The 20,912-nt window shown below is 66.7% G+C and carries 23 protein-coding genes and 1 pseudogene; 14 read left to right on the top strand and 10 right to left on the bottom strand.

The window, feature by feature from the left end; translation table 11 throughout:
• Positions 1-33 precede the first annotated feature (33 nt).
• The gene (locus G401_RS43245; RefSeq protein ID WP_157545283.1) at positions 34-531 is read right to left on the bottom strand and encodes an HIT family protein; all 498 of its coding nucleotides are present in this window, start codon (positions 529-531) and stop codon (positions 34-36) included.
• Between the two features lie 84 nt (positions 532-615).
• Between G401_RS43245 and G401_RS0103720 the strand changes: the two genes are divergently transcribed.
• Both G401_RS0103720 and G401_RS52310 read left to right on the top strand, forming a co-directional pair.
• Entirely contained in the window at positions 616-1,161 is a 546-nt protein-coding gene (locus tag G401_RS0103720; protein ID WP_169734144.1) for a TetR/AcrR family transcriptional regulator, read from the top strand.
• A gap of 55 nt (positions 1,162-1,216) precedes the next feature.
• Positions 1,217-1,654: a DUF6193 family natural product biosynthesis protein gene (locus G401_RS52310; RefSeq protein ID WP_051366090.1), complete on the top strand. Its 438-nt coding sequence runs from the start codon at positions 1,217-1,219 to the stop codon at positions 1,652-1,654.
• 17 nt (positions 1,655-1,671) lie between these two features.
• On the opposite strand, the gene G401_RS0103730 is transcribed toward G401_RS52310, so the two are convergent.
• Complete coding sequence (locus G401_RS0103730) at positions 1,672-2,316, bottom strand: hypothetical protein (protein ID WP_027341445.1); 645 nt, start codon at positions 2,314-2,316, stop codon at positions 1,672-1,674.
• Between the two features lie 202 nt (positions 2,317-2,518).
• Between G401_RS0103730 and G401_RS0103735 the strand changes: the two genes are divergently transcribed.
• The gene (locus G401_RS0103735) at positions 2,519-3,028 is read left to right on the top strand and encodes a hypothetical protein (RefSeq protein WP_027341446.1); all 510 of its coding nucleotides are present in this window, start codon (positions 2,519-2,521) and stop codon (positions 3,026-3,028) included.
• A gap of 11 nt (positions 3,029-3,039) precedes the next feature.
• On the opposite strand, the gene G401_RS0103740 is transcribed toward G401_RS0103735, so the two are convergent.
• Complete coding sequence (locus tag G401_RS0103740; RefSeq protein WP_157545285.1) at positions 3,040-3,837, bottom strand: hypothetical protein; 798 nt, start codon at positions 3,835-3,837, stop codon at positions 3,040-3,042.
• Positions 3,838-3,924: 87 nt separating this feature from the next.
• The gene (locus G401_RS0103745; RefSeq protein WP_084556826.1) at positions 3,925-5,076 is read right to left on the bottom strand and encodes an MFS transporter; all 1,152 of its coding nucleotides are present in this window, start codon (positions 5,074-5,076) and stop codon (positions 3,925-3,927) included.
• Positions 5,077-5,176: 100 nt separating this feature from the next.
• Between G401_RS0103745 and G401_RS0103750 the strand changes: the two genes are divergently transcribed.
• Complete coding sequence (locus G401_RS0103750; protein ID WP_027341449.1) at positions 5,177-6,235, top strand: DUF5937 family protein; 1,059 nt, start codon at positions 5,177-5,179, stop codon at positions 6,233-6,235.
• Positions 6,236-6,254: 19 nt separating this feature from the next.
• Here G401_RS0103750 and G401_RS52315 read toward each other — a convergent pair whose 3' ends face one another.
• Positions 6,255-6,689, bottom strand: a complete 435-nt coding sequence (locus G401_RS52315; RefSeq protein WP_157545287.1) for a hypothetical protein — start codon at positions 6,687-6,689, stop codon at positions 6,255-6,257.
• A gap of 178 nt (positions 6,690-6,867) precedes the next feature.
• Between G401_RS52315 and G401_RS43260 the strand changes: the two genes are divergently transcribed.
• Both G401_RS43260 and G401_RS0103765 read left to right on the top strand, forming a co-directional pair.
• A complete protein-coding gene (locus tag G401_RS43260) occupies positions 6,868-8,439 on the top strand; it encodes an MFS transporter (RefSeq protein WP_051366092.1) in 1,572 nt (523 codons plus the stop codon).
• Between the two features lie 46 nt (positions 8,440-8,485).
• Positions 8,486-9,145, top strand: coding sequence for a dihydrofolate reductase family protein (locus tag G401_RS0103765; protein WP_027341450.1), 660 nt, complete (start codon positions 8,486-8,488; stop codon positions 9,143-9,145).
• Positions 9,146-9,286: 141 nt separating this feature from the next.
• On the opposite strand, the gene G401_RS0103770 is transcribed toward G401_RS0103765, so the two are convergent.
• Positions 9,287-10,378, bottom strand: coding sequence for a hypothetical protein (locus G401_RS0103770; RefSeq protein ID WP_027341451.1), 1,092 nt, complete (start codon positions 10,376-10,378; stop codon positions 9,287-9,289).
• A gap of 102 nt (positions 10,379-10,480) precedes the next feature.
• Between G401_RS0103770 and G401_RS55570 the strand changes: the two genes are divergently transcribed.
• The 6 genes from G401_RS55570 (at position 10,481) to G401_RS58550 (ending at position 16,992) form a co-directional block, all read left to right on the top strand.
• Positions 10,481-11,158, top strand: coding sequence for a hypothetical protein (locus tag G401_RS55570; protein ID WP_157545289.1), 678 nt, complete (start codon positions 10,481-10,483; stop codon positions 11,156-11,158).
• A gap of 97 nt (positions 11,159-11,255) precedes the next feature.
• Entirely contained in the window at positions 11,256-11,636 is a 381-nt protein-coding gene (locus G401_RS0103780; RefSeq protein WP_027341452.1) for a VOC family protein, read from the top strand.
• Positions 11,637-11,820: 184 nt separating this feature from the next.
• On the top strand, positions 11,821-13,206 hold the full coding sequence (locus G401_RS43265; RefSeq protein WP_051366093.1) for a hypothetical protein: 1,386 nt from the start codon (positions 11,821-11,823) through the stop codon (positions 13,204-13,206).
• Positions 13,207-13,325: 119 nt separating this feature from the next.
• On the top strand, positions 13,326-13,778 hold the full coding sequence (locus G401_RS57025) for a hypothetical protein (RefSeq protein WP_245601597.1): 453 nt from the start codon (positions 13,326-13,328) through the stop codon (positions 13,776-13,778).
• Positions 13,775-15,736 carry a hypothetical protein gene (locus tag G401_RS0103790; RefSeq protein ID WP_027341453.1) on the top strand — a complete coding sequence of 654 codons (1,962 nt, stop codon included), beginning with the start codon at positions 13,775-13,777 and terminating at the stop codon, positions 15,734-15,736. The genes G401_RS57025 and G401_RS0103790 overlap by 4 nt, the downstream gene beginning before the upstream one ends.
• Before the next feature lie 863 nt (positions 15,737-16,599).
• Positions 16,600-16,992 carry a pentapeptide repeat-containing protein gene (locus G401_RS58550; RefSeq protein WP_407636822.1) on the top strand — a complete coding sequence of 131 codons (393 nt, stop codon included), beginning with the start codon at positions 16,600-16,602 and terminating at the stop codon, positions 16,990-16,992.
• A gap of 116 nt (positions 16,993-17,108) precedes the next feature.
• Here the strand turns inward: G401_RS58550 and G401_RS0103795 are convergent, their stop codons facing one another.
• Together G401_RS0103795 and G401_RS54430 are read right to left on the bottom strand one after the other, a co-directional pair.
• A complete protein-coding gene (locus G401_RS0103795) occupies positions 17,109-17,804 on the bottom strand; it encodes a DUF6193 family natural product biosynthesis protein (protein ID WP_051366094.1) in 696 nt (231 codons plus the stop codon).
• Between the two features lie 47 nt (positions 17,805-17,851).
• Positions 17,852-18,385: a hypothetical protein gene (locus G401_RS54430; RefSeq protein WP_051366095.1), complete on the bottom strand. Its 534-nt coding sequence runs from the start codon at positions 18,383-18,385 to the stop codon at positions 17,852-17,854.
• Between the two features lie 149 nt (positions 18,386-18,534).
• Between G401_RS54430 and G401_RS43275 the strand changes: the two are divergent.
• A pseudogene (locus G401_RS43275) lies at positions 18,535-18,762 on the top strand (VOC family protein); the annotation flags it as partial.
• A gap of 88 nt (positions 18,763-18,850) precedes the next feature.
• Positions 18,851-19,342 (top strand): GNAT family N-acetyltransferase, encoded by a 492-nt coding sequence (locus G401_RS0103810; protein ID WP_034590643.1) that lies wholly within the window; start codon positions 18,851-18,853, stop codon positions 19,340-19,342.
• Positions 19,343-19,380: 38 nt separating this feature from the next.
• Here G401_RS0103810 and G401_RS0103815 read toward each other — a convergent pair whose 3' ends face one another.
• Positions 19,381-20,025: a hemerythrin domain-containing protein gene (locus tag G401_RS0103815; RefSeq protein WP_034590645.1), complete on the bottom strand. Its 645-nt coding sequence runs from the start codon at positions 20,023-20,025 to the stop codon at positions 19,381-19,383.
• A gap of 100 nt (positions 20,026-20,125) precedes the next feature.
• Positions 20,126-20,863, bottom strand: coding sequence for a TetR/AcrR family transcriptional regulator (locus tag G401_RS0103820; RefSeq protein WP_027341458.1), 738 nt, complete (start codon positions 20,861-20,863; stop codon positions 20,126-20,128).
• Positions 20,864-20,912: the final 49 nt, after the last annotated feature.

Here is a 20,912-nt window from a genome sequence, read left to right on the forward strand (position 1 = left end):
GTCACGCGCATACGACACGCTGGTGAGCGCTTCTCAGCCTTTCATCGCCGCCGCGATGCCCGCTCCCGCCTCCTCGATCCGCTCCGGCGACGCGGGCGGCAATGCCTCTTCCCACACCGGCAGCGCGTACTTGATCGCTTCGACCATCCCCAGTGGACGCGGCATGAACCAGACGTGGAAGTGGGCCTGCCCGTCACCCCAGCGATACAGGTGCACCCGCGCGACCTCCGGCAGCGTCAGGATCGCCCGCTCCACCCGCGCCGCGACCCGGCCGAAATCCGCGGCCAGTTCCGCCGGCAGGTCGCTGAACGAGTCCGCGTGCGCCCGCGACGCCAGCCACACCGTCCCCGGCAGGCTGCCGCCCGCCGAGTTGTGCAGCACCCAGTTCGCGTCCGCCCAGATGCCTTCGTCCTGGTGGCACAGCCGGCACGGCGCGCCGCCCGGATCCCCCGGCCGTAGCGGCTCCGGCACTACACGTGGCCCGGGTCCGCGTACCTCGACCGGTTCGACGAACGGAAGCCTCAAAGTCATGATCAAACCCCTCTGCAACGCGTACGCTTCATCTCTGCAACGTACATGTTGCATCGGCCGGAGGCAATGGGGTACGGTGTGGGCGTGGATGATCAGCTCCGGGACGCCGCGGTGGCCGTGCTCGCCGAGGTGGGCTGGGACGGGCTGACCCTCGACCGGGTCGCGGAGAGGGCCGGACGCAGCCGGGTAACGTTGTGGCGCAAGGGAATCGACCGCGACACCATCCTCGCCGGGCTGCTGCGCGGGCTCGCCGACGACTACCGCGACACGATGCTGCCGGTGCTCACCGCCGGTGGCGACGTCCGCGAACGGCTCGACCGCACGCTGCGCGCGCTCTGCGACGTCGTCGACGCCCACCTCGATCTGCTCGGCGTCTCCGACGAGATGTTCCACCGGGCGTACGCGGAGGGCGGCGTCCCGCTCGGCTTCCTCGACCCGATGATCGCCGTCGTACGCGACGCGCGGGCCGCCGGACGTCTGCGCGCCACCGGGGACGACGAGGAGGCGGCGGACATCCTGTTCAACGCGACGGCGTGGCCGTACCTGCACTTCCGGGCGAGGCATTCCTGGAGTGCGGAGAAAGCGCGCGCTCTACTGCTGCCGACGCTTCTCGACGGGACCCTGCGATAGGCGTTCTCCCGCCGGCGACCGGTACCTCCCCGGCCGACCTGTGCATAATCGCTGCGTGCAGACCGAACCCGACCAGCCCGCCGCGTACCCGTCGGTATCCGATGACGACCGCGCGCGACGGATCGCCGCTCGGTGGGACTACGAGCGCAAGGACGCACGGGACTCCGGACGCGCCGGGCAGGCGGAGCTGATCGAGGCGGCGTACGCCCGGCCGGAACTCCGCCGCCTATGCCCCTACACCAGTCATTGGGCGCTCCGGTTCGCCACCGTGCCGCTGCCTGAACGCCCGGGAGTCGCCGAGGGCGAAGTCTCGGTCAACACGGTCTCCGTCTTCGTGACCAGCGCGGGCCGGTACGCGGTCAAGGAAGACTTCTGGGGACCCGTGGTCGCGGAGTTCGCCACGGCGGCCGAGGCCGTCGCCGCGACGATCCGCCTCGCGGAGGCCGGCGGCCCGGATGTGCGCCACAGCGGCAGTTCGACCTCGGCACCATAGCCGCCCGGCCAGGGTCTTCAGCCCTCACCCACCTCGGCAGCCAGCTCTTTGCGCGCGGCGAGAAATGCCCGCATCGATTCCTTGAGCTTGTCCGCCTCGTCCAGATACTTACGAAGCCGGGCGGGATCGGACTCGGCGATCGCTTTGTTGATCTCACCCAGCACGTCCTCGAGCCGCTGCGCGAAGGACACCGCGCTCTGTGCCAGCGCGTCGGCGCTGACCAGGGCAGGCTGGTTGGCCAGGCGCTCGCCGAAGGGGATCAGTCGCAACTGCGATCGCGTCGCGATGAGGACCGCGTTGACGTCGGACGAGTACTTGTAGACCAGCGACTGCATCATCAGCCCCAGCTGCGCGGCGGAAAGCGCCGCCTGCTGCAGTTCGTTGAGCAGCTCCTCGTTGCGGACGACGGCCTGGCGAGCCCGGTCGATGGGCCGGATCTCCTTGGCGTAGAAGAAATAGCACGGGATGAGGACGAGCACGACACCCACGCCGAGCAGCACATAGGTAGCCGCTCCCTGGTCGACGAACCCCGCGCCGGTCAGCATGCTGGCCCCGATGAGCAGGAACGCCAGGCCGAAACCGCCGACCCGGTACGCGGCCAGCAGCGGCGCGGCGAGCGCATCCGCGAGCGGACGGGTGCCGAGCGACTCGCTTGTGGACACTCGTGGCCTCCCCAGGCTCAGCGGAACACCATTCTCCGCGAGCGACAGGGACCGGGGCAATCCCCGCAGGGCCGATCACCAGATCGTGTCTCCTCCTCGCGACCTCCAAAATCGCTGTCGTGAGCGCGTATCCGCTGGCTATCCCGGTGAACGTGATGAGGCCGACCCGGCGCCGCTTGCGGGCCGCGGCGACAATGGCCGCGTGGTTCGCTGGCATCGCGTATACGCGCCGCTCGGGCGCCGGGTTCTCGGCTGGCTCGCCGTTGCCGCCGTCGTGGTCGGCGTACCCCTGGTGTTTCTGCGGCATCCGCCGGAACCGGTCCAGGCCGTCACCGCATGCGGCGCGGTGGTCCTGCTCCTTCTCGGCGTACGCATGCGGTTCGTCGGGGTGTTCGTCAATGACCAGGGTGTCAAGTTCAGCCTGACGATGAACGACGAGATCGTGCCCTGGGCGCAGATCGCGGCCTTCGAGCCCCGACGGGCGACGATCGCTCAGTGGCTTTTCGAGCCGGGACTGTCACTCTGGATCCTCGCCCCGGACGGATCGGTACGCGAAACCCCGCTGATCCGGTCCTCGGTCTGGATGATCAAGCAGCGAATGGGGCGCCGCACGACACCAGCGCCCGGGTTCTACCTGGCTGAGCCCGCCTTCGATGAGGTTCTTCGACGCCTGCGGCAGGAACTCGCCGAGCGGTCGACGGCGGCCGACTGAACACGGACGGCCTACGAGATCCGGTGGGTGAGCAGCAGAACCCCATCCGTGGCGAAGGCTGCCGCCGCCAGTACCGTCAGCGCGATCGTCACGACCCGGCGGCGTACGACGACCTGATCGCCGCCGCCCGGGCCGGCCGGAATCGCCTTGAGGCCGGCCTGCAGGCGCCCGAGCGCGCGGGCCTCGGCCGGGCGGTAGTCCCATGAGCCCCGGATGAACAGCGTGTTCACCCCGGTCGGCATCCGGATCTCGGCGGCCTGCCCGGCGACGGTGATCCCGACGGCTCCGCTGTCGGTCCGGCGGATCTTCCCGACCGCGTTGCGCGGGATGACCGAGCGCGTGTACATCCGGTCGACCAGGATCTCGTCGGCCGTGACGACGGTCCGGCACGAGAAACCCGTCAGCCCGAAGAACATCGTGGCGGAGCCCATGGCCGCCAGCACGACCGCTGCGGTCGCGGGCGTGTCCGCGCTGCCGGCAACGGACACGGCCGTGCCCGCGGCGCACAGGGTAAACAAGATCAACGAGAAGGCGTCACGGCGCCGGACGACCACCCGGTTCCGGCGGACCACGACCTCCGGCGACGAGGTGTCCGCGGCCCAGCGCTCGGAGCGCAGGGTGGTGAGCCGTCCGCTGACCGCCACGAAGAGCCCGACCACGGCGACGGTACCCGTGATGCCGGCTGCCGCACCGCCGCCGAGCAGGCCGATGACCACGGCGACCACGCCGAGGAGCACGGCGGCGCCGGAGGCGAGGAGAGCCCGGCGGCTGGTCCAGTTGAACTGGCCGCTCTCGTTGACGGATGACATGGCGGCGATCATGCCAGCCGACGGCGGTCCTGGCGACATCCTCTCTCCGGCGTCGCGTACTCGCGGTGATGAAGCCGACAGACCTGGTCACGGCTGCGGCTGGGCCGGCGTTCCGGCCGAGACCACGCGGGCTCGAAGGGTGACGGCGAGAGCTCCCGAGAGCGTGGCGACGGTGAGGCCGGCCCACAGGACGGCCGGGCTCACCGCCAGCAGACCCATGAGCGCGGCCGGGGCGAACGCCATACCGAGCCCGGTGGACAGCTGGAAGCGCACCAGGCCGCGGCCCAGCTGCGCCGGCGGCGTGCCGGCGATCACGAGGGCGGTTCCGCTTCCGGTGTAGAGGATCTCGCCCAGCGTATAGACGACGCCCACCATGGCGACGGCCACCGCTCCCACTGATTCGCCTGCCCAGAAGCCGAGATACGACAGGCCGAGCACGACCCCGGAGGCGGCGAAGACCTTGCCGCGGCCCCACTTCGACAGCCAGGCGACGACCGGTACCTGGAGCAGGATCACCAGTACCGTGTTGGCCACGAACAGCGCCGCCGGCCAGACGGCGCCGGCGTGCATCCGGGTCACGAGCAACGCCGGCAGCACCACTTCGAGCACGCTGAAGCACATGGCGAAAGGAAGGTTGGCCACGAGCAGGACGGCCATGCCGGGCGGCGTGCCGAGGCCATGCTCGCGCTTCGGCCGCACGGCGGTCACTCTCGTCGACAGCACGAGGCCGCCCGCGGCGAGGAAGGCCAGCGCGGTGGCGCTCATAAGGCCGTTCAGGACGTTCCCGCCGCCGGCCACGGCGATCATCGCGAGCAGCGCGCCCGCGCCGAGCCCGGCGTTGCGCACCGACCGCGTCATGGCGAGCGCGGCATCGCGTTCGCGCCCCTGCCTAAGCGCCGCGACCACCGCGGCATGCGCTGCCGGGAAGGACTGGCCGCCGGATCCCAGGAGCACCGAGGCGATGACGAAGGCGATCAGGCCATGCCCAGCGAGCAGGACCACGACCCCGGCGACGCGAACGAACAGCGTCGTCGCGACCACCGCCGACCGCGCCCCGCGGTCGATCCACCGTCCCACGAGCGGGAGCGCGGCAAGTCCCGCCAGCAGGCCGGCCGAGAGCGCGGCGCCCGCCTCGCCCACCCCCAACCCGAGCACGGTCACGGCATAGAGAACCAGGAACGGCCGCAGCATCCCGCCGCCCACCGAATCGACCACCAGGGCCGCCACATATCTGCGCACGCCGTCGAATCTCCCCACCTGTACGCGGGGACGCCCGCGAGTTGACGGGGATCGTCAACCCACGGGCGGGCGGACCGGGTGGCGGAGCACTATGGGGAACGTGGCCCTCTCGATCGACATCACCGGCGTCGCGCAGGAACGCTTCCTGTTCGCGCCTTCGCCGCTGGCCGAGCTCACCTCGATGCTGCACGCCCTGTCGGAGCCCGGCCATCATCCAGCACTGCACGGCTGGATCACGGCCACCTCGGCCGCCCTCAAACCCGAGCTCAGCGAGCGCATGATCGAGGCCGACTTCCTCTGGAGGTCCGCCCGCGCCGACTTCTTCGTCCCCGGTCAGCCGCGGTCCACGCTGACGGAGGAGCTGGACGAGGTCGATCGGCTCGACGACGACGCGTACGTGTTCTCGGCGCTGATGACCACCAGTTGCGGCTCCGCACCGCTGCACCGCCGCTTCACTCGTGAGAAGGCGCTCGAGCTGGCGTCGGCCCGCGGCCCCCGGCAGGCCGAGTTCGCCGAACGGCTGCTGGCCGACCCGCCACGCGTGCGGGCCTGGGTCCGGCGCCTGCTCGAAGACTGCGAACAGGCGTTCTTCGCCGAATCATGGGCACGGGTGCAGAACCAGCTCGCCGCGGACTCCCGGCACAAAGCGGATCTGCTGGCGCGCCACGGTCTTCCGGCCATGCTCACCGCCGTGTCACCGTCGGTCTCGCTCCGGGACGACCGGATCGTGGTCGACAAGCTGCAGGACAACGCGACCACCGCGTACGGCAGCGGGGTCACTTTCATTCCCACCGCCTTCGGGCACCCCCACCTTCTGGTGGTGCACGCTCCCGGCTGGCGGCCGGTGATCCAGTATCCGGTCGCCGAACCCGGCCTGCCGCACCCGATCTCGCTGCACCTGGTGCAGCAGCGCATCGACGCCCTTGCCCACCCGGTACGGCGCAGGCTCGCCCGCACCATCGCCCGCGGACCGCACACCACCGGCGAACTCGCCGACGCATGGCAGCTCACCGCGCCCGAGGTCTCCCGGCACCTGGCGGTCCTCAAACAGGCGGGCCTGGTGACGGTCAGCCGGCGCGGCCGATACGTGCACTACCAACTCGACCTCACGGTCTGCGCCCGCCTCGGCGCCGACTTCGTCGAGGCGATCCTGCGGTAGCCGCTCGCCCTGCATGGTGTCAGGCGAAGTCCGGCTCGGTCAGGTCGACGGTCACCGAGTTGCCGAGGTTGTTGGTGAACGTTGCCAGCGATCCGCGTACCTCAGCCGCCTCGAACGGGTTGCCGTCCGTCAACACCATGATCCACAGCAGCTCGCCCGCGCGACCGAGTCGGGCGAAGAACCCGAACGAGCCGTGCGAACCCTCGCCGCCACAGACCGATCCGGAGCCGTCCGGAATCCCGGCCACGGTCCCCCGCATGACGTCGATGTCGTACAGATTCTCGGGGTCGCCCCCCATCAGCGCATCGAGGTCGAGCGGCGCACCGAAGTCGAGCCGCTCCAGCCTCGCTCCGCCCACGGCCACCACCGCACGCGCGAAACCGTCCGCCCGATAGAGGCCGCTCCAGCCCGGCGCGAGTTCTCGCCCCCACAGCTGAACGATCCTGCTGGCCATGTCCACGCCCTCTCGTCCGGCTCAATGCGTACTTCACGAGATGTGTCGAGGGGCCGACCCGGCCTCCGATGAAGTAGACGACCTCGTCGGCGACTTGTCGAGAACGGGGTGACGGCTTCGTCTCCTACCTGTGTCCGCCGAGACGAAATCTCGGACATTCAGGGAAAGGACCAAGAACATGGCTGAGACGGGGACGGTTCCGCCGGCCGGGCGGCGGGAGTGGATCGGCCTGGCGGTGCTCACCTTGCCGACGATGGTGGCGATGCTGGATCTCAATGTCGTGATCCTGGCGTTGCCACACCTGGGCGCAGCCCTGCGGGCTGGCAGCAGCGAGCAGCTGTGGATCACGGATATCTACGGGTTCCTGATCGCCGGATTCCTGGTCACGATGGGGCGCTTGGGCGACCGGATAGGCCACCGCAGGCTGTTGTTGACCGGTGCCGGCGCGTTCGCCGCCCTGTCTGTGGCGGCGGCCTACACGACCAGCCCGGAGCAACTGATCGCGATGCGGGCGTTGTTGGGGATCGCCGGGGCGACCATCATGCCCATGACCTTGGCGTTGATCCGCAACATGTTCAAGGACGCCCGGCAGATGGCCACGGCGGTGGGCCTCTGGTCGATGGCCATGATGGCAGGCATCTCGCTCGGCCCGGCTGTCGGCGGCCTGCTGCTGAACTCGTTCTGGTGGGGCTCGGTGTTCCTGATCTCGGTGCCGGTGATGGTGGTGCTGCTGGCGGTGGGTCCGGCCTTGCTGCCGGAGTCGCGTCATCCGACGTCCGGCCGGCTGGATCTCGTCAGCGTCGCGCTGTCGCTGGCCGCGGTCCTCCCGCTGATCTACGGGCTGAAGGAGCTGGCCAGGTCCGGTCTCGCGGTCACGTCGGTAGTGGCCTGTGCGGTCGGGGCGACCATGGGGACGGTGTTCGTACGGCGACAGCGCCGGCTGGCCGAGCCGCTGCTCGACCTGAGCCTGTTCGGTACGCGCGCGATCGGCGGCGGACTGGCGCTGTACCTGCTCGCCGGACTCGCCCTGAGCGGGTGCGGATTGCTCCTGTCCCAGCACCTGCAGCTCGTCGAAGGGCTTTCCCCGTTGACAGCGGCACTGTGGATGCTGGCGCCGGCGGCGGTCATGGTCATCGGCATCCAGATCGTCATGCGGGTGGCCAAGCGGGTCCGACCGGGTTCGATCCTGACCGTCGGCATGCTCATCGCCGCCGCCGGCATGGTGGTGCTCACCCAGGTCGACGCCGTTGCCGGGCTGCCGACCCTCATGCTCGGCGTGGGCATCGTGTTCGCCGGGGTCAACGCTGTTCCGGCCCTCACCAACCAGCTGGTCATGCAGTCCGCCCCGCCGCACAAGGCCGGCTCGGTCGGGTCCTTGTCGACGACCGCCGGTGAACTCGGTTCGGCGCTGGGCATCGCCGGACTCGGCAGCCTCGCCACGCTCTTCTACCAGGGCCATGTGCAGGTGCCGGCCCAGGTCGCCGCCGACACCGCGACAGCCGCCAACGAGAGCATCGCCGGCGCGATCGCCGCGGCGCGACAGCTCCCGTCAGATGTCGGCAATGACCTGCTCACCGCGGCCCGCGCCACCTTCAGCACGGCATTTACCCAGGTGGCCGGCCTGTGCGCCGTCGTATTCCTCGCGCTGGCCGTACTGGCTTTCGTCACGCTCCGTGATGTCCCGCTCATCGGTACGCAACCAGGCCACGACGACATGACGCAACGGGAGCCCGAGAGCCTCGTTGCATAGTCACGCCGGCCACGAAAGACGATCAAGAGAAGGACGGGGACACAGCATGCGAAAACTCGTCGTGGTGAACCTCATGTCACTGGACGGCTTCTACGAAGGGCCGGGAAACAACGTGATGGCGCTGCCCCTGGACGGCGCCTTCGACGAGTACAACCTCGAGCGCATGAAGGCGGCCGACACCGTGCTGCTCGGCGGCAACTCGTACGAGGGGTTTGCCGGTTTCTGGCCGTATGTGGAGAGCGACTCTTCCGCGTCGGCCACCAACAGGGAGTTCTCACGGCTCTACAACGCCATCGACAAGGTGGTCATCTCCGACCACGCTTCGGTGCCCGGGAAGGACCACCCCTGGGCCACGACCACCCGGATCATCAAGCGGGCGCAGGCTCACAAGGAGATCGCGACGCTGAAGGAAGAGGACGGCAAGGAGATCGTGATGTGGGGCAGCCGTACCCTCTGGAACGATCTACTGGGCAGCGGTCTGGTCGACGAGCTGCATCTCATGATCGGCGCAGTCGTCCTCGGCGGAGGCACTCCGATCATCGAGCACCAGTCGATGGGTTCCTACTGGGTCCACCAGCACTTGGGAAAGGCCGCCTCGGGCGAGACCGTCGCACTTCGGCGCCTGGCAACGTCCACATTCGAGGGTTCGGACAACGTGCTCGTACGCTACGAAGTTCTCCACAACGACGTGCTCACGACCAACTGACCCGGCCCGGTTGGAGGCCGTCATCCCTGGCGATGACGGCCTCCAGCTGTCCGTTGGCCACCGCGACGGAGATTGCCAGAACTGCCCAGACGCGCCAAGCGCGCCCTCCTCACACACCGAATATCAGAATTCGGCTCCGCACTACGCAAAGACGATCGCCTGGGCGACGAGGTGTCGGGCGGCGATGGTGGAGTCGCCATCGAGTAGGTCGTCGACCTCGCCTGCTCTCCACTGCGCGATTTCCTCGATCGCCTGGCCGATCGCCTCTTCGTCACCGTCGAGTACGAGCTCCACAAGGCTGAGGTACGCGCCTTGCCGGCTGCCTTCCAGTGACCGGGCGAAGTCGCGTACCCGGGGGCGCAGCGACTGGGCTCGCTCGGGATAGAGGCAGGCCAGCCCGGCCAGGAGGTACCGCATGGCCGGGCACTCGTAGTCCCAGAGGTCGAACAGCCGGTGGGCGTACAGGCCAACGACAACGTGGGCCGCTTCGGCGTCTGGGTCTTCGATGTCATGGGCCACGCGGGAAGCATGCCTGGCTGCGCCCCACAGTAGATCCCGTAGCAGGTGGTGACGCTGATCGGGCGTCCCCTGACCGCAGGTGATCAGTTCGACGAAGAATGCCAGCGCCGGGGCGGTTGCGGAGTAGCAGTTGCCTTGGTGCAGGAGATCGTCGCCGACGAGTTCGCTGAGGGCGGCGCTCCATTGTGGATCATCGAACTGGGCGAGAATCTCCAGTAGGCGGGGAACGTCCGCCGCGGAACCATGCGCATGTTCGAGGTCGGCCCATCCGATCTCGTGCAGCCCCACCAGGGGCGGCTGGACCGCCAGGATCCCCGCGGCGTGCAGTCCGAGCGGCGTGTCCGCTGGCGCGGTCACGGTCGGCGGGGGCTCGACCACAGGACGCGCGCCCGGATTGAGGATCATCAGCGGGCTGTCCTCGACAAGCGTCCAGTCGTGCGAAATGGGGAACGTACTGCCCGTGAACCACGGGCAGGCGTACTGCTGGGCGATGGCGGTGGCGTGCCGAGTCACAGCCGCGAACCAGCGCCGCCCGCCATCGTCGTCTTCATAGGGCCCGTCATCGATGGCGTGGACGAGCCAGGCTGCGTCGAACGGGCGGGCGCCGACCTTCGCGAATCCAAAGTCCGCCAAGGAGTGTGCCAGCGCATAGGCGATCTGCTCGTCAGGAGCACGGAAGAAGTGGTCGCCGGCGAACTCTTCACTGCTGGACACGATCGGGGAGTTTGCCACAATCGAGCCGTTCGCAGAGGACTGGGTCAGAGCCCTGATCACGAGGGCGAACGGGCTGCTGGGCGCGTACAGTGGGTGGCTCCCATGACCAGCTTCCCGGCCGCCGCCCTCCGCGTACGCGACGAGTCGTTGCCTGCGTACAACCGGCTTCTGCAACTGCGCGAGTGTGCTCTGCGCTGCGCACCCTACGGTTTCCGCGCCACCTGGCACCATTTGATCATTAACGCCCGGATTCCCCAGCGACTTGAAGACGATCCGGCGGCGCTGATGCGCGCAGTGGACGAGCTTGCTGCAGCACGGACGATATGGCAGCGGCACGCCGCCGGGTTCGCCGCCGAGCGCAGGGCGGCCAAGGCCCGAGGGCAGCGGGTGGTACCGCTGCGTGATAGGTGGCAGCAGCACGGAATCATCGGCATTGCCTTCTGTCCGGATCCCCTGCGTCATCCCCGCGACCCGTTGCCGGTCATCGTCGGGCGCCTCCTCGACGTCTACGCCTCAGGGGCACTGGTCGACGGTGAATGTCCCCTGTGCAATGAGCCGCTGCGCAAGAAGATCTGCTCCGACTGCGGCATCCAACCGCGTGGCCGCGACGGCGCTATGAAATTGACGGGGGCTTCGCGTACGCATTTTCTGTGGCGTGAGATCTGGCTCCGTACGCCCGGGAGCGGGTTTTCGCCGCCGATGCCGGCTGTGTTGCGCGACGCGAACCGGTCGGCGACGACAGCAGTCGGGGACGATTCACTCGGCACCGATGTTCAGTGAGCTTCCGATGGTCCGTGCGCCCGGGGCGTGATGGATCTGCCGCGTGACCCCTCTGGGAACCGTGACCCTCGATAGCACATCCGGCTACGCTGTGGCGATGGCGAGCCGTGTCGGCGACATCGTGATCGACTGCACCGATCCTGAACTCCTCGCCGCCTTCTGGGCCGAGGTGCTCGCCTACCGCATCTTCGACCGCGACGAGACCGGGGTCGCCATTCGGGGCGCGAGTGTCAGTCCGGACATCCTGTTCATCCGCGTACCGGAGGGGAAACCTGGCGAACCAACAACCGATCGGCCCGCCGACGGACGGCGGCACAACCGGCTACACCTCGACATTCGGATCGGTGACGACGACCGCGATGAGGTCGTGGCCAAGCTGATCGCGCGTGGGGCGACGAGGCTGTGGGACGGGCAGCAAGGGCCTCATACCTGGGTCACGATGGCCGACCCGGAAGGCAACGAGTTCTGCGTTGCGTGATCGCCGGGCATCGAGCGCCTGGCGAAGATCTCGACACCGTATCGGATGATCCATGAGTCTGCCGGGCGGCTGTTCTAGCTCGAGGTAGGGCATGAGCAACCGACGCGATGCCTCCATGTCCGCTCGGAAGCCATCGGTAATCAGACTGTCACAGCGAGCGTCGACTCGCATATAGTCTTTAGCCATGGCTGCGGGAGCGCACGAGGGCAGCAGCACGGGGTCCCAGCTCCTCGTCACCACGCCACAGCCGGATGACTCGGGCGCGGATACGGCCGACAGGTATGACTGGCAGGCTGCGATGGCAGCTGCCGACGGGTTTCGCCTCTTGCTCGATGCGCTTGATCAACAGGGACAGCTCCCTGCGACGGATCATCGACGGATCATTTGCGAACTCCATGAGGATTGGGCTGCGTGCGACGGCGGCGATGCGGAGCTGGTATCAGCCAAGCACAAGGAGCTGTCGTTCGGGGCTTTTACCACTGTGAACATGCTTCTAACCGATGGCGGGCTCGCCCACTTATTCGGCCGGTGGTGCGCTCTGCACGAGGCTCCCACTTGCCGACTGGCTACCACGGCGGGGCTTGGCAATGGCCCAGCGCAGGGAATCGAGAAGGCAGCGATCGCCTTGCGAAACGAGCGGCTGCTAGGCCAGCCATTGTCTGTTGAGGGCGAATACGCATCGGAGATCACGGCCATCGGGAGGGGGCTACTTTCAAACGCTGGCGGGCTACCTCCGCGTTGGACCGGTACTCCCGACCAGCCGGTCACGGATCTGAGCGACGATCACCTGGCCGAGGTGGCGCGCTTCCTGTCGATGCTCACGATCGATCATGGAAAGCCTCGACGGGACCTTCTCCGGTTCGCGGCGCCCAACATGTACGCCAAGCCCGTGCTGGAACGCATGGGATTCGGCACGACCCCTCCGGAGTCTGCCTGGGAGGCAGTCGTCGGCCTGTTCCGAACGAGGATGCGAGCTGCCGGACCTTTGCCCAGCGGCGGGCTGCCGGAGGTCCTGGCCTACCGCCCCGGCACTTCTCTTCCCGGTGCCGCCGAGGCTGAGCGGCGCCTGGCTGCTCGCATCGTCACGACGTTTGACATCGACGCTGCGGTCCGGATCGCTGTCACCAATCCCCTCGGCTATCGCCCTCTGAAGCGGATCATCCTGCTTAACCGAATGGGGGTAAAGATGCTGGTCGGTCGATGCAACGTCAACGCGGTCGAGCGCGCTGACACCCTCCGTCTGTACTACCAGGATCACTGGCGTACCAGGACAAGCGTCGACCACACCGCTCGCGCGGTTCAGGAGGCCCTGCGGCGCAGGCTGCTAGCGATCACGGATGAGGCGACGGAGGGTGTGGCCGGCGGGCTGGAACCGTGGGGCGCTGACCTTTGGAAAGAGATTCAACGTCGCGTCAACGACCCGACCCGCGCGTGGGACGAACCCTTTGATGACGATCTTCTGCTCGGCGGGGTCTGTGACCTCGCCAATCTCTGCAAGGTCTGGTTCAGCGATCCGTTCGACGTCGAGGCTGAGCTTGGCAGGCTTCGCGCGGAGCAGGCGGCCGGATAATGCGACGAGTTCAGGAGTCCGAGCATCTAGCGCTTGCGCGCGAGGACTTGGCCTACCACCAGGCGAGGGTTCTCCTGCTAGTCAACGCCGTCTGTCGTGCGTCGGGTCACCAACGGAAAGTGGATGGGCTAACGAAGCTGGCCAAGCTTGATTTCCTCCTTCGCTATCCGGCACTCGCACCCATCGTGTTAGATGATCTTGACCCGGAAGATCAGATGATGCATCTTTCCGAGCTCGACCGAGCAGAGCCAACCAAGGTCGAGGCCCCGATGATTCGATACAAGTACGGTCCGTGGGACGATCGCTACTACCCAGTCGTCGGCGCGCTCGTAGGTCGGGGCTTGCTCAAATACGCCGCAGGTAGGCGCGGGAGTGTCGCCCTCGTTCCGACTGCGGCAGGCAGGGCCCTCGCCGATACGCTTGCCCGCACAGAATCCTGGTCAGAGGTGAGCGACCGCTGTGAGGCGATTGCGGCTGCTACCTCGGGCCTTACTGGCAGCGGCCTAAAGGATCTCATCTATCTACGGCTGGCCGATTTGATGGACCGGCCCCATCGGCAGGTAATTCGATGACCACGACCTTCCGCATTGACGCCGTGCATCTGTCCACCGACGAAGGGGAGGTTCATCACGCCTTCCCCTCGGACCTAACGGTGCTTGCCGGACCCACAGGCGTTGGCAAGACCACGCTGCTGGAGCTCGTGAAGTATGGCTTCGGTGGAAACGGTGTCCTAGCAAAGGTGGCCGTCGATCATGTTGCGGACGTGACGATCGACGTCGCGATCGGGAGCGAAAGGCTTCGCCTCACGCGCAGCCTGGACCCCACCAAGCGTAAGACCGTGCGGGTATGGGATCTGATCGCACGGGAGAGGATGCCCGACCACCACGCGGACGCGAACGAGCCTCGCCTCAACTCGCTGCTGCTGAACGCGCTCGGATTCCGTGACGACATGCGGGCCGCGGCTGGTACGAGCGGGAGCACAAGTGCCGGGAACCGGATTACATTCTCCGACATCTTCTCCTATCTATATGTCCCACAAGCATCGATCAATCGCGACATTGCCGACAGCGAGCAGAGTTACCAAGACCCGAAGCGAAAGGCGGTATTCGCCCTCTTCTTTGGCTTGACTGATGCCGATCTCCTTGGCAAGCAATCCGAGCTCAATCTCATGAGCGGCAAGATCGTCGAGGCGGAGCGGGAGACTCGCATTGTGCGAGGTTTCCTGCGCGACAGCAACACGACCTCGCGCGAGGAAGCTGAACTTGCGGCGACCACCGCAGCCGAGGCCGAGGTTCGGGCTAGGGATGCCCTGGTGGTCCTCAGGAATGAGATCGATCCAGTTGTCGACCGGTACAGCCAGGTACTTCGTGATCTCCTAACCGATGCCGAGCGTGGGGTGGCAGAGGCCAACGCGACACTTCAAAACCTCCGAGCTACGCATACCGAGTACGGCTTCGAACGGAAACGAGTCCAGGGCGACATTGATCGACTTAAGCGTGCGCAGGACGCCGGTCAGCGGCTCGCGGACTTCGAGTTCGCTGTGTGCCCGCGGTGCATGCAGTCGCTGACGGAACGACAGGTTGCTGCGGGCACGTGTCAGGTCTGCCTCCAGCCCGATCCGGTTGTCGGCCACGGAACCGAGCTAAGCCAGTACGAGATGCGGCAACTTTCCGATCAGCTCTCCGAGATTGATCTTCAAATCTCCGCGCTCGTCCGCCAGAACTCCGAGATCGAGGAAGCACTTTTACAGCGTCATGATCTGGTCAAGCGGCTAACTCTGGAGCTTGAGGAACGGAACGCAGATCGCATTACCCCTCGGTTGCAGGCATTTGCGGACGTGTCCCAGGAACTTGCGGAAGCCCGAGCAGCACAGCGGCACCTGGAAACTGTGCTGCGGCAATGGGACCGTGTTGGTGACCTTCAGCTAGCAGAGGAAGGCTGCCGAGCGACAAAGGAACGACTCAAGTCGGAGATCGACACTGGCAAGGAACGACTCAACCGACGGCGCGACGAAGTCATTACTGCCCTGAGCCAAGAGTTCCAGCGAACAATGCAGGAGATGGGCGTCCCTGGCGTCGAGACTGCTTCGATCCACCCCACGAACTACCTGCCGATCCTGAATGGCCTGCCCTTCACATCGTTTAGCCCTCCAGGCGGCGGAATCCGCACTGCGACCCAGGTCGCATATTGGACATCGCTTCTCACCGTCGCTCAGCGGCTCAGAGACACCCAGTATCCAGCATTCCTTCTAATCGACAGCCCTCGTCTCGCGCTCAACAACCAGGAGCAACTGTCGGCGGCCTTGTACTCCCGGCTCGTTGCGCTCGCGGACGCGAACCGCCACGCCCGAGAGGTATATCCAAGAACCACCAGACTTCAGATCATCGTCGCCGACAACGAGCTACCAGCAAGCTACCGACGCGACTATGCCGAAATTGACTTCACCTATGAATCCCCTACGGTGTCCACGGTCGAGCATCCCGGGCCTTCGTCAGTCGAGACATTGACCCCGCAGACTGTGGACGGATAGCGGCGGGGCGATCGGTTCTTGTTCCGTTGGGTCTGACCCCATCGACATGCGCCAACATATCCGATTCTTTCCATATGCGGGGTTGCTATGCATAGGCGAAGGACCATCGGCTGAGTAGCTACCCTTGATCATTTTGTGAGCTGTGCTCTGATGTATGCGTGAAGTTTCTCAGACGGCCGATGCGGGCGCTTCGCGTCGCGTACCAGCGCTCGCGACGTTACCTACGAGAAACCCGTTTCCTACGCTATATCCTGGCAGTCTTGGCCAGTACCTGTGTCCTGCTCGCCCTCCTTTTCGCAGTGCTCGGACCGTTCGCTGAGCTTATCGGTGGCACGGCCGTGGGTCAGCTGTCTGGAAAGGACAGAGCGGATGCCTTGAACTCCATCAGGCAGGTGGTACTTGCCGGATTCGCCGGTAGCGCGGCACTCGTTGGCCTTGGATTCACGATCCGCACGTTCTTCCTGTCCCGCCGTGGACAGGTGACCGAGCGATACACAAAGGCCATCGCTCTCCTGGCCTCGGAGAAGTTGGAGGAACGCCTTGGCGGCCTCTACGCACTCGAACACGTGATGGCCGACTCTCCTCAGGATCACGCAGCGGTATTGGCGATCATCTGTGCATTCGTCCGGGCACGGACGAGTCCAGCAACGGGCCGCCCACGGCGATCTCCAAGATTAGGGCCGATCAAGCGACCGCCTCCTCCTCACGGAACGCAGCCACTCTTTGACATCGACGCAGCCATGACCGTGCTTGCAAGACGCCCGATCCGACCCGAGCCCAACCGTCCCGACCTACGCGACGTCGTCCTCCACGGACTATCCATCCGGACATACGATTTCTCTGAAACACCTCGGCTTACCAGGATGTTTCTAACCTGGGCCGATTTGCAGCGCGCCGACCTGCGCGGAGCAGACCTACGCGGAACGATACTCAACAGTGCCTCGCTCCACCTGGCCATCCTCGATGGAGCAGACCTTGGGCCAGCGAGCCTCCACGGCGCCGACCTGCGCGGCGCGCGCCTCTCTCGAACCAACCTCGCCGGCGCCATGCTAGAAGGGGCCGACTTGCGAGGAGCTATAGGGCTCACCGCCGAGCAACTCTCACCAGCACTCATCGACGCGTCGACTCAGCTGTCACCTGATCTCGCCAATGATCCTTGGGTTGTTGCCCGTTTACGCGACTGTGAAAAGTACCTGGCCAGCCCGGCGAGAAAGCCATGGGGCTGCCCAACCGCAACGCAGCGACCGACTTCCTGAGGGCCAGCCGAAGCCTGACTCCGCATGCGGAACGCCTTCGGCCGCCGCCATACAGCGACGAGACTCCAACCACGCAAGCCCGGCCACCTTCAACGTTGAGCGTGCTGCCGACCGGGTTAGGACATGGCTGGTAGGTGATTTATGGCGACCGAGACCGCTTCCTCAGCCATCGCCGTCTGGCCGATGATCGGCCCGTTCCATCTGGCGCGCACGGTGTACTTGCCGCCGGGCGATGCCTCCAGGCAGACCAGGTCGGGCGATGACGTTTGGTCGCCGCTGGTGGGGAAGCGCAAGGACCAGTGGCTGGTGTAGGCGTGGCGAGAGCGCATTTCAGGACGGGCGTAGGCGGCCTCGATCAGCTCATGCTGCTCGGGCCAAGCCGCTCGGAGGGCGTCGGCGCGCAGGTACGACCACTGCGATGCGATCGCGTGCACGGGGTCGTCATCAGGAACCTCAAGATAGCCGGTGAGCTCCACGAACGGGGCAATTCTCGCGATCTCGGACAGAGATAGCCCGTTCTGCCAACCATGCGCCGCGATCGCGATCTCAGTCAGGTCCTGCGTACTGCCGGAGATCAGCCATTTGGGCTCGCCCGATCCCGCACCTCGTCCGAAGCCGCTGATCGACCAACGCGGCTCAAACCGCCAGGCGCTGACCCCCAAGGGCTCGCGGCCCGTCGCTGGGCTCGGCACCGACGCATGGCGCAGCGGGTCTTGGTCCGGGCCGACGATGTCGAGGACGTACCCCTTGCCGTGCGCTGCCTTGCGTAGTGCGGCAGCGAGGCTGCCCTCGGCAACGACCTCGGGAAACAAGTGGGCAGGGTCTGGTTCTGTGCGCACGCCCGTCAGTGTGCCGCACCCTACCGAAGGTTCGGCCGCCAGGTTGTTTCCTGAAGCAGGCCGAAGGCCGCCTGGAGGGGCGGTGCGTGGTGCTCGGCCAGCCAGAGGTCGGCAGCGGCGGTGGTGCCGATGCGGATACCGTCGATCCAGAACGGGTCGAAGAACACGACCGAGCCGTTGTCGAACGCCAGCTCGGCTGCCCGGAAGATTCCGGCCTCGGGAACAGCCTCGTTGTTGGTGAACAAGCGCATCGCGGTACAACGCACTGGACCGGACGCGGCGAGATAGTGGCTGCCGACGCTGGCGGCGACGAGATCCTCGTCGGGGTCATCCCGCAGTGCTTCGTCGTACTCAATCTCGCCGGCCAGCCGGATATGCAGGCCACCGTGGTTGTTCACCGACGTGAACCGGACCAGGCCACCCTCGGCCTTCAGGTACGCGTCGAAGCCGAGCAGACGATGGACCGGGAACGGTCCCGTGCGGTCGATCCAGCCTGGAAGCAGGAGGTCGTCAAACCTCGCCGTCTCAAGGAACCCCAGCACATCGCTCCACATGACGGCACACCATAGCCTCACGCACGGAGCCACGTCAGCGGGTACGCAGACCCAGTCGCCCACGGATCGGTTCTTGGTTCCCGAAGGTTGCCCTCAGCAATTGACATAAGAATGTCCAATTCTTCCTATATGACACCGAAGGCAAGAGGGTCAAGAACCGCCTGCACTTCGACGTCTGCCCGACCGATCGAGACCAGGCCGCGGAGCTGGACCGGTTGCTGGCCTTGGGGGCGCGGCGTTCGGAGATCGTCGGCAGCGGTTCGTGGGTCGTGCTGGAGGATCCCGAGGGCAACGAGTTCTGCCTCATGTCCAAGCGCATCCCGGCCGAACCCGAACCGTTCCACGCGGCGATCGATTCCACTATGGATTCAGGGTGAGCGCGCGGGGTTTCGACCATCGGACAGTCGCCGGCCCACCAGCCCACGCCGGTCCGAATCACGTTCGTTGAGCGGGCATACTCGACCGATGATCCTGAACAGTCTTCGGCCTGTCACCGCCGACGACGCCGGTCCCCTGCTGGAGTTCGAGCTGGCCAACCGGGCGTACTTCGCCCGATCGATCCCCGACCGTGGCGATGAGTACTTCGCCCGGTTCGCCGACCGGCACGCCGCGTTGCTGGCCATGCAGGCCGCCGGCACGGACTTCTTCCATGTGGTGACCGGCGCCGACGGCGCGATCCTCGGCCGGGTGAACCTGGTGAGAGTCGCCGACGGCCGTGCCGAACTCGGCTACCGGATCGCCGAGGCCGCCGCCGGCCGGGGCCTGGCGACCTGGGCCACCGGGGAAGCATGCCGGCTGGCCGCCGACCGCTACCAGCTGCGGATGCTGACCGCCGTCACCACCCTCGACAACGCCGCGTCCCGGACCGTCCTCACCCGAACCGGGTTCACGGCAGTACGCGAGATCGATATCGACGGTCAGCCTGGACTCTGCTTCGAGCTCCGGCTGAACGGCTGACAGCTACTCCGAATTGCGGCGTGCATCAAGTAACCGCCTTACCAGCGCGGGACCGCCAGATATGCGGGCTCCCACTGCGTGGTGAAGGCCTCACGCGCGGGCGGGGGCAGCAAGCTGAGGACCTTCTGGCGGTATTCCGCCTCAGTGTCCTCCACCAGCCACGGCATCAGCTCGGCGGTGGCCTCGTTGCCGTTCTTGGCCATGATCCCGCGGGCGACGCCGCCCCATTCCCCGATGGTCAGCGACTCGCCGATCAGTGGAACGGCGTCGCGTTCTTCGTGGCCGAGGTGCCCGGTCAGGTTCGAGTGCAGCTGGTCGAGGAGGCCGGCCAGCGGCGCGTACTCGTCGAACAGCGCGGCGTCGATGGCCTCGAGCAGCGGGTCGATGACGGAGTGCTCGGCCTCCATCTCGTCCAGGGTGGACAGTGCGTTGGCATTGCCGGCGAGCCGCTCGCGCATGGTCGGCCACACGACGGCGTCCTCGGCCACGTGGTGCCCGTGCAGCTGGCGGCGGAACGTGGCCCAGCCGTGGGCGACGGCGAGGCGGCGCTCCGGGTCGCCCAGGTGGGAGTGATCGGCCGTGCGGGCGATCTTGACGAGGTCGCGGCTGAGCGCGTCGTGGGAGGCGATCATGATGCTGATGTCGAGGTCGCCGGAGGCGTAGCGGGCAGCGTTGTCGATCATTGAGTCAAGGTAGCCGGAAAGCGCTCAGGCCGATGCGGTGAAGATCACCGCGAACCGTGTCCGCGGCCGGCCATGATGCGTCGATCCGCCCGGGTTTCGATCAGGCGTTCCGGTCGGGCAGGGCCGCGGCGATGCCGTTGAGCACGTGGTCGAGGCCGTACTGGAAACGCGCGTCGGGCGCCATGTGGGACAGCCGCCCTTCGCGGATCGTGCGGTTGAACATCGGGTACGCGCCTGACTCGACGATCTGCCCGACGTAGGGCCCGACGTACTCCGACATCCACTGTCGACGGTCCATTCCCGTGTGGCGGGCCTGTTCGAGCCAGCCGATCTCGTCCCGGACCGCGCTGGCGACGTAGTCGCCCATCATGCCGCAGAGGCTGACCATCTCGTCGATGTGCAGGCCGAACCCGTCGAGCGCGCTCAGCGCGAAGTCGTAGACCCGCAGCATGTTCGGCCCGATGGTGGGCCGCCGCGCCAGCGTGACCTGCCAGGGGTGGCGCAGGCTGACGGCGCGGGTCTGGTGGGCCACCAGGGAGAGGTCCGCACGCCAGTCGCCGCTCGGCCGCCCGGCCAGTTCGATCTCGCCGGCCGTCGCGTCGAGCATGAGGTCGATCAGGTCGTCCCGCTTGGGCACGTACCGATACAGCGACATGGCCCCGGTGCCCAGTTCCTGGCCGATCCGCCGCATCGTGGCCGCTTCCAGCCCTTCGCGGTCGGCGATCTCGACGGCGACCTGGGTGATCCGCGCCCGGCTGTATCCGGGTCTGCGGCCCGGTCCCGACCGCTCCACGTTCTCCGGGCGCATCCAGATGCTGATCTGCTCGGCGGCGGACATCACACCTCCCCTTCTTGCGTACAGCGTACCCGAATGGCTAGCGTGCATT

The sequence above is a fragment of the Hamadaea tsunoensis DSM 44101 genome (genome assembly GCF_000428945.1).
GTDB classification, from domain to species: domain Bacteria; phylum Actinomycetota; class Actinomycetes; order Mycobacteriales; family Micromonosporaceae; genus Hamadaea; species Hamadaea tsunoensis.

Coding starts and splice junctions, on each gene's coding strand:
- G401_RS43245 (WP_157545283.1), bottom strand. CDS start 531: ATGACTTTGAGGCTTCCGTTCGTCGAACCGGTCGAGGTACGCGGACCC.
- G401_RS0103740 (WP_157545285.1), bottom strand. CDS start 3,837: ATGTCATCCGTCAACGAGAGCGGCCAGTTCAACTGGACCAGCCGCCGG.
- G401_RS52315 (WP_157545287.1), bottom strand. CDS start 6,689: ATGGCCAGCAGGATCGTTCAGCTGTGGGGGCGAGAACTCGCGCCGGGC.
- G401_RS43260 (WP_051366092.1), top strand. CDS start 6,868: ATGGCTGAGACGGGGACGGTTCCGCCGGCCGGGCGGCGGGAGTGGATC.
- G401_RS0103765 (WP_027341450.1), top strand. CDS start 8,486: ATGCGAAAACTCGTCGTGGTGAACCTCATGTCACTGGACGGCTTCTAC.
- G401_RS55570 (WP_157545289.1), top strand. CDS start 10,481: ATGACCAGCTTCCCGGCCGCCGCCCTCCGCGTACGCGACGAGTCGTTG.
- G401_RS0103780 (WP_027341452.1), top strand. CDS start 11,256: ATGGCGAGCCGTGTCGGCGACATCGTGATCGACTGCACCGATCCTGAA.
- G401_RS43265 (WP_051366093.1), top strand. CDS start 11,821: ATGGCTGCGGGAGCGCACGAGGGCAGCAGCACGGGGTCCCAGCTCCTC.
- G401_RS0103790 (WP_027341453.1), top strand. CDS start 13,775: ATGACCACGACCTTCCGCATTGACGCCGTGCATCTGTCCACCGACGAA.
- G401_RS58550 (WP_407636822.1), top strand. CDS start 16,600: ATGTTTCTAACCTGGGCCGATTTGCAGCGCGCCGACCTGCGCGGAGCA.
- G401_RS54430 (WP_051366095.1), bottom strand. CDS start 18,385: ATGTGGAGCGATGTGCTGGGGTTCCTTGAGACGGCGAGGTTTGACGAC.
- G401_RS0103810 (WP_034590643.1), top strand. CDS start 18,851: ATGATCCTGAACAGTCTTCGGCCTGTCACCGCCGACGACGCCGGTCCC.
- G401_RS0103815 (WP_034590645.1), bottom strand. CDS start 20,025: ATGATCGACAACGCTGCCCGCTACGCCTCCGGCGACCTCGACATCAGC.
- G401_RS0103820 (WP_027341458.1), bottom strand. CDS start 20,863: ATGTCCGCCGCCGAGCAGATCAGCATCTGGATGCGCCCGGAGAACGTG.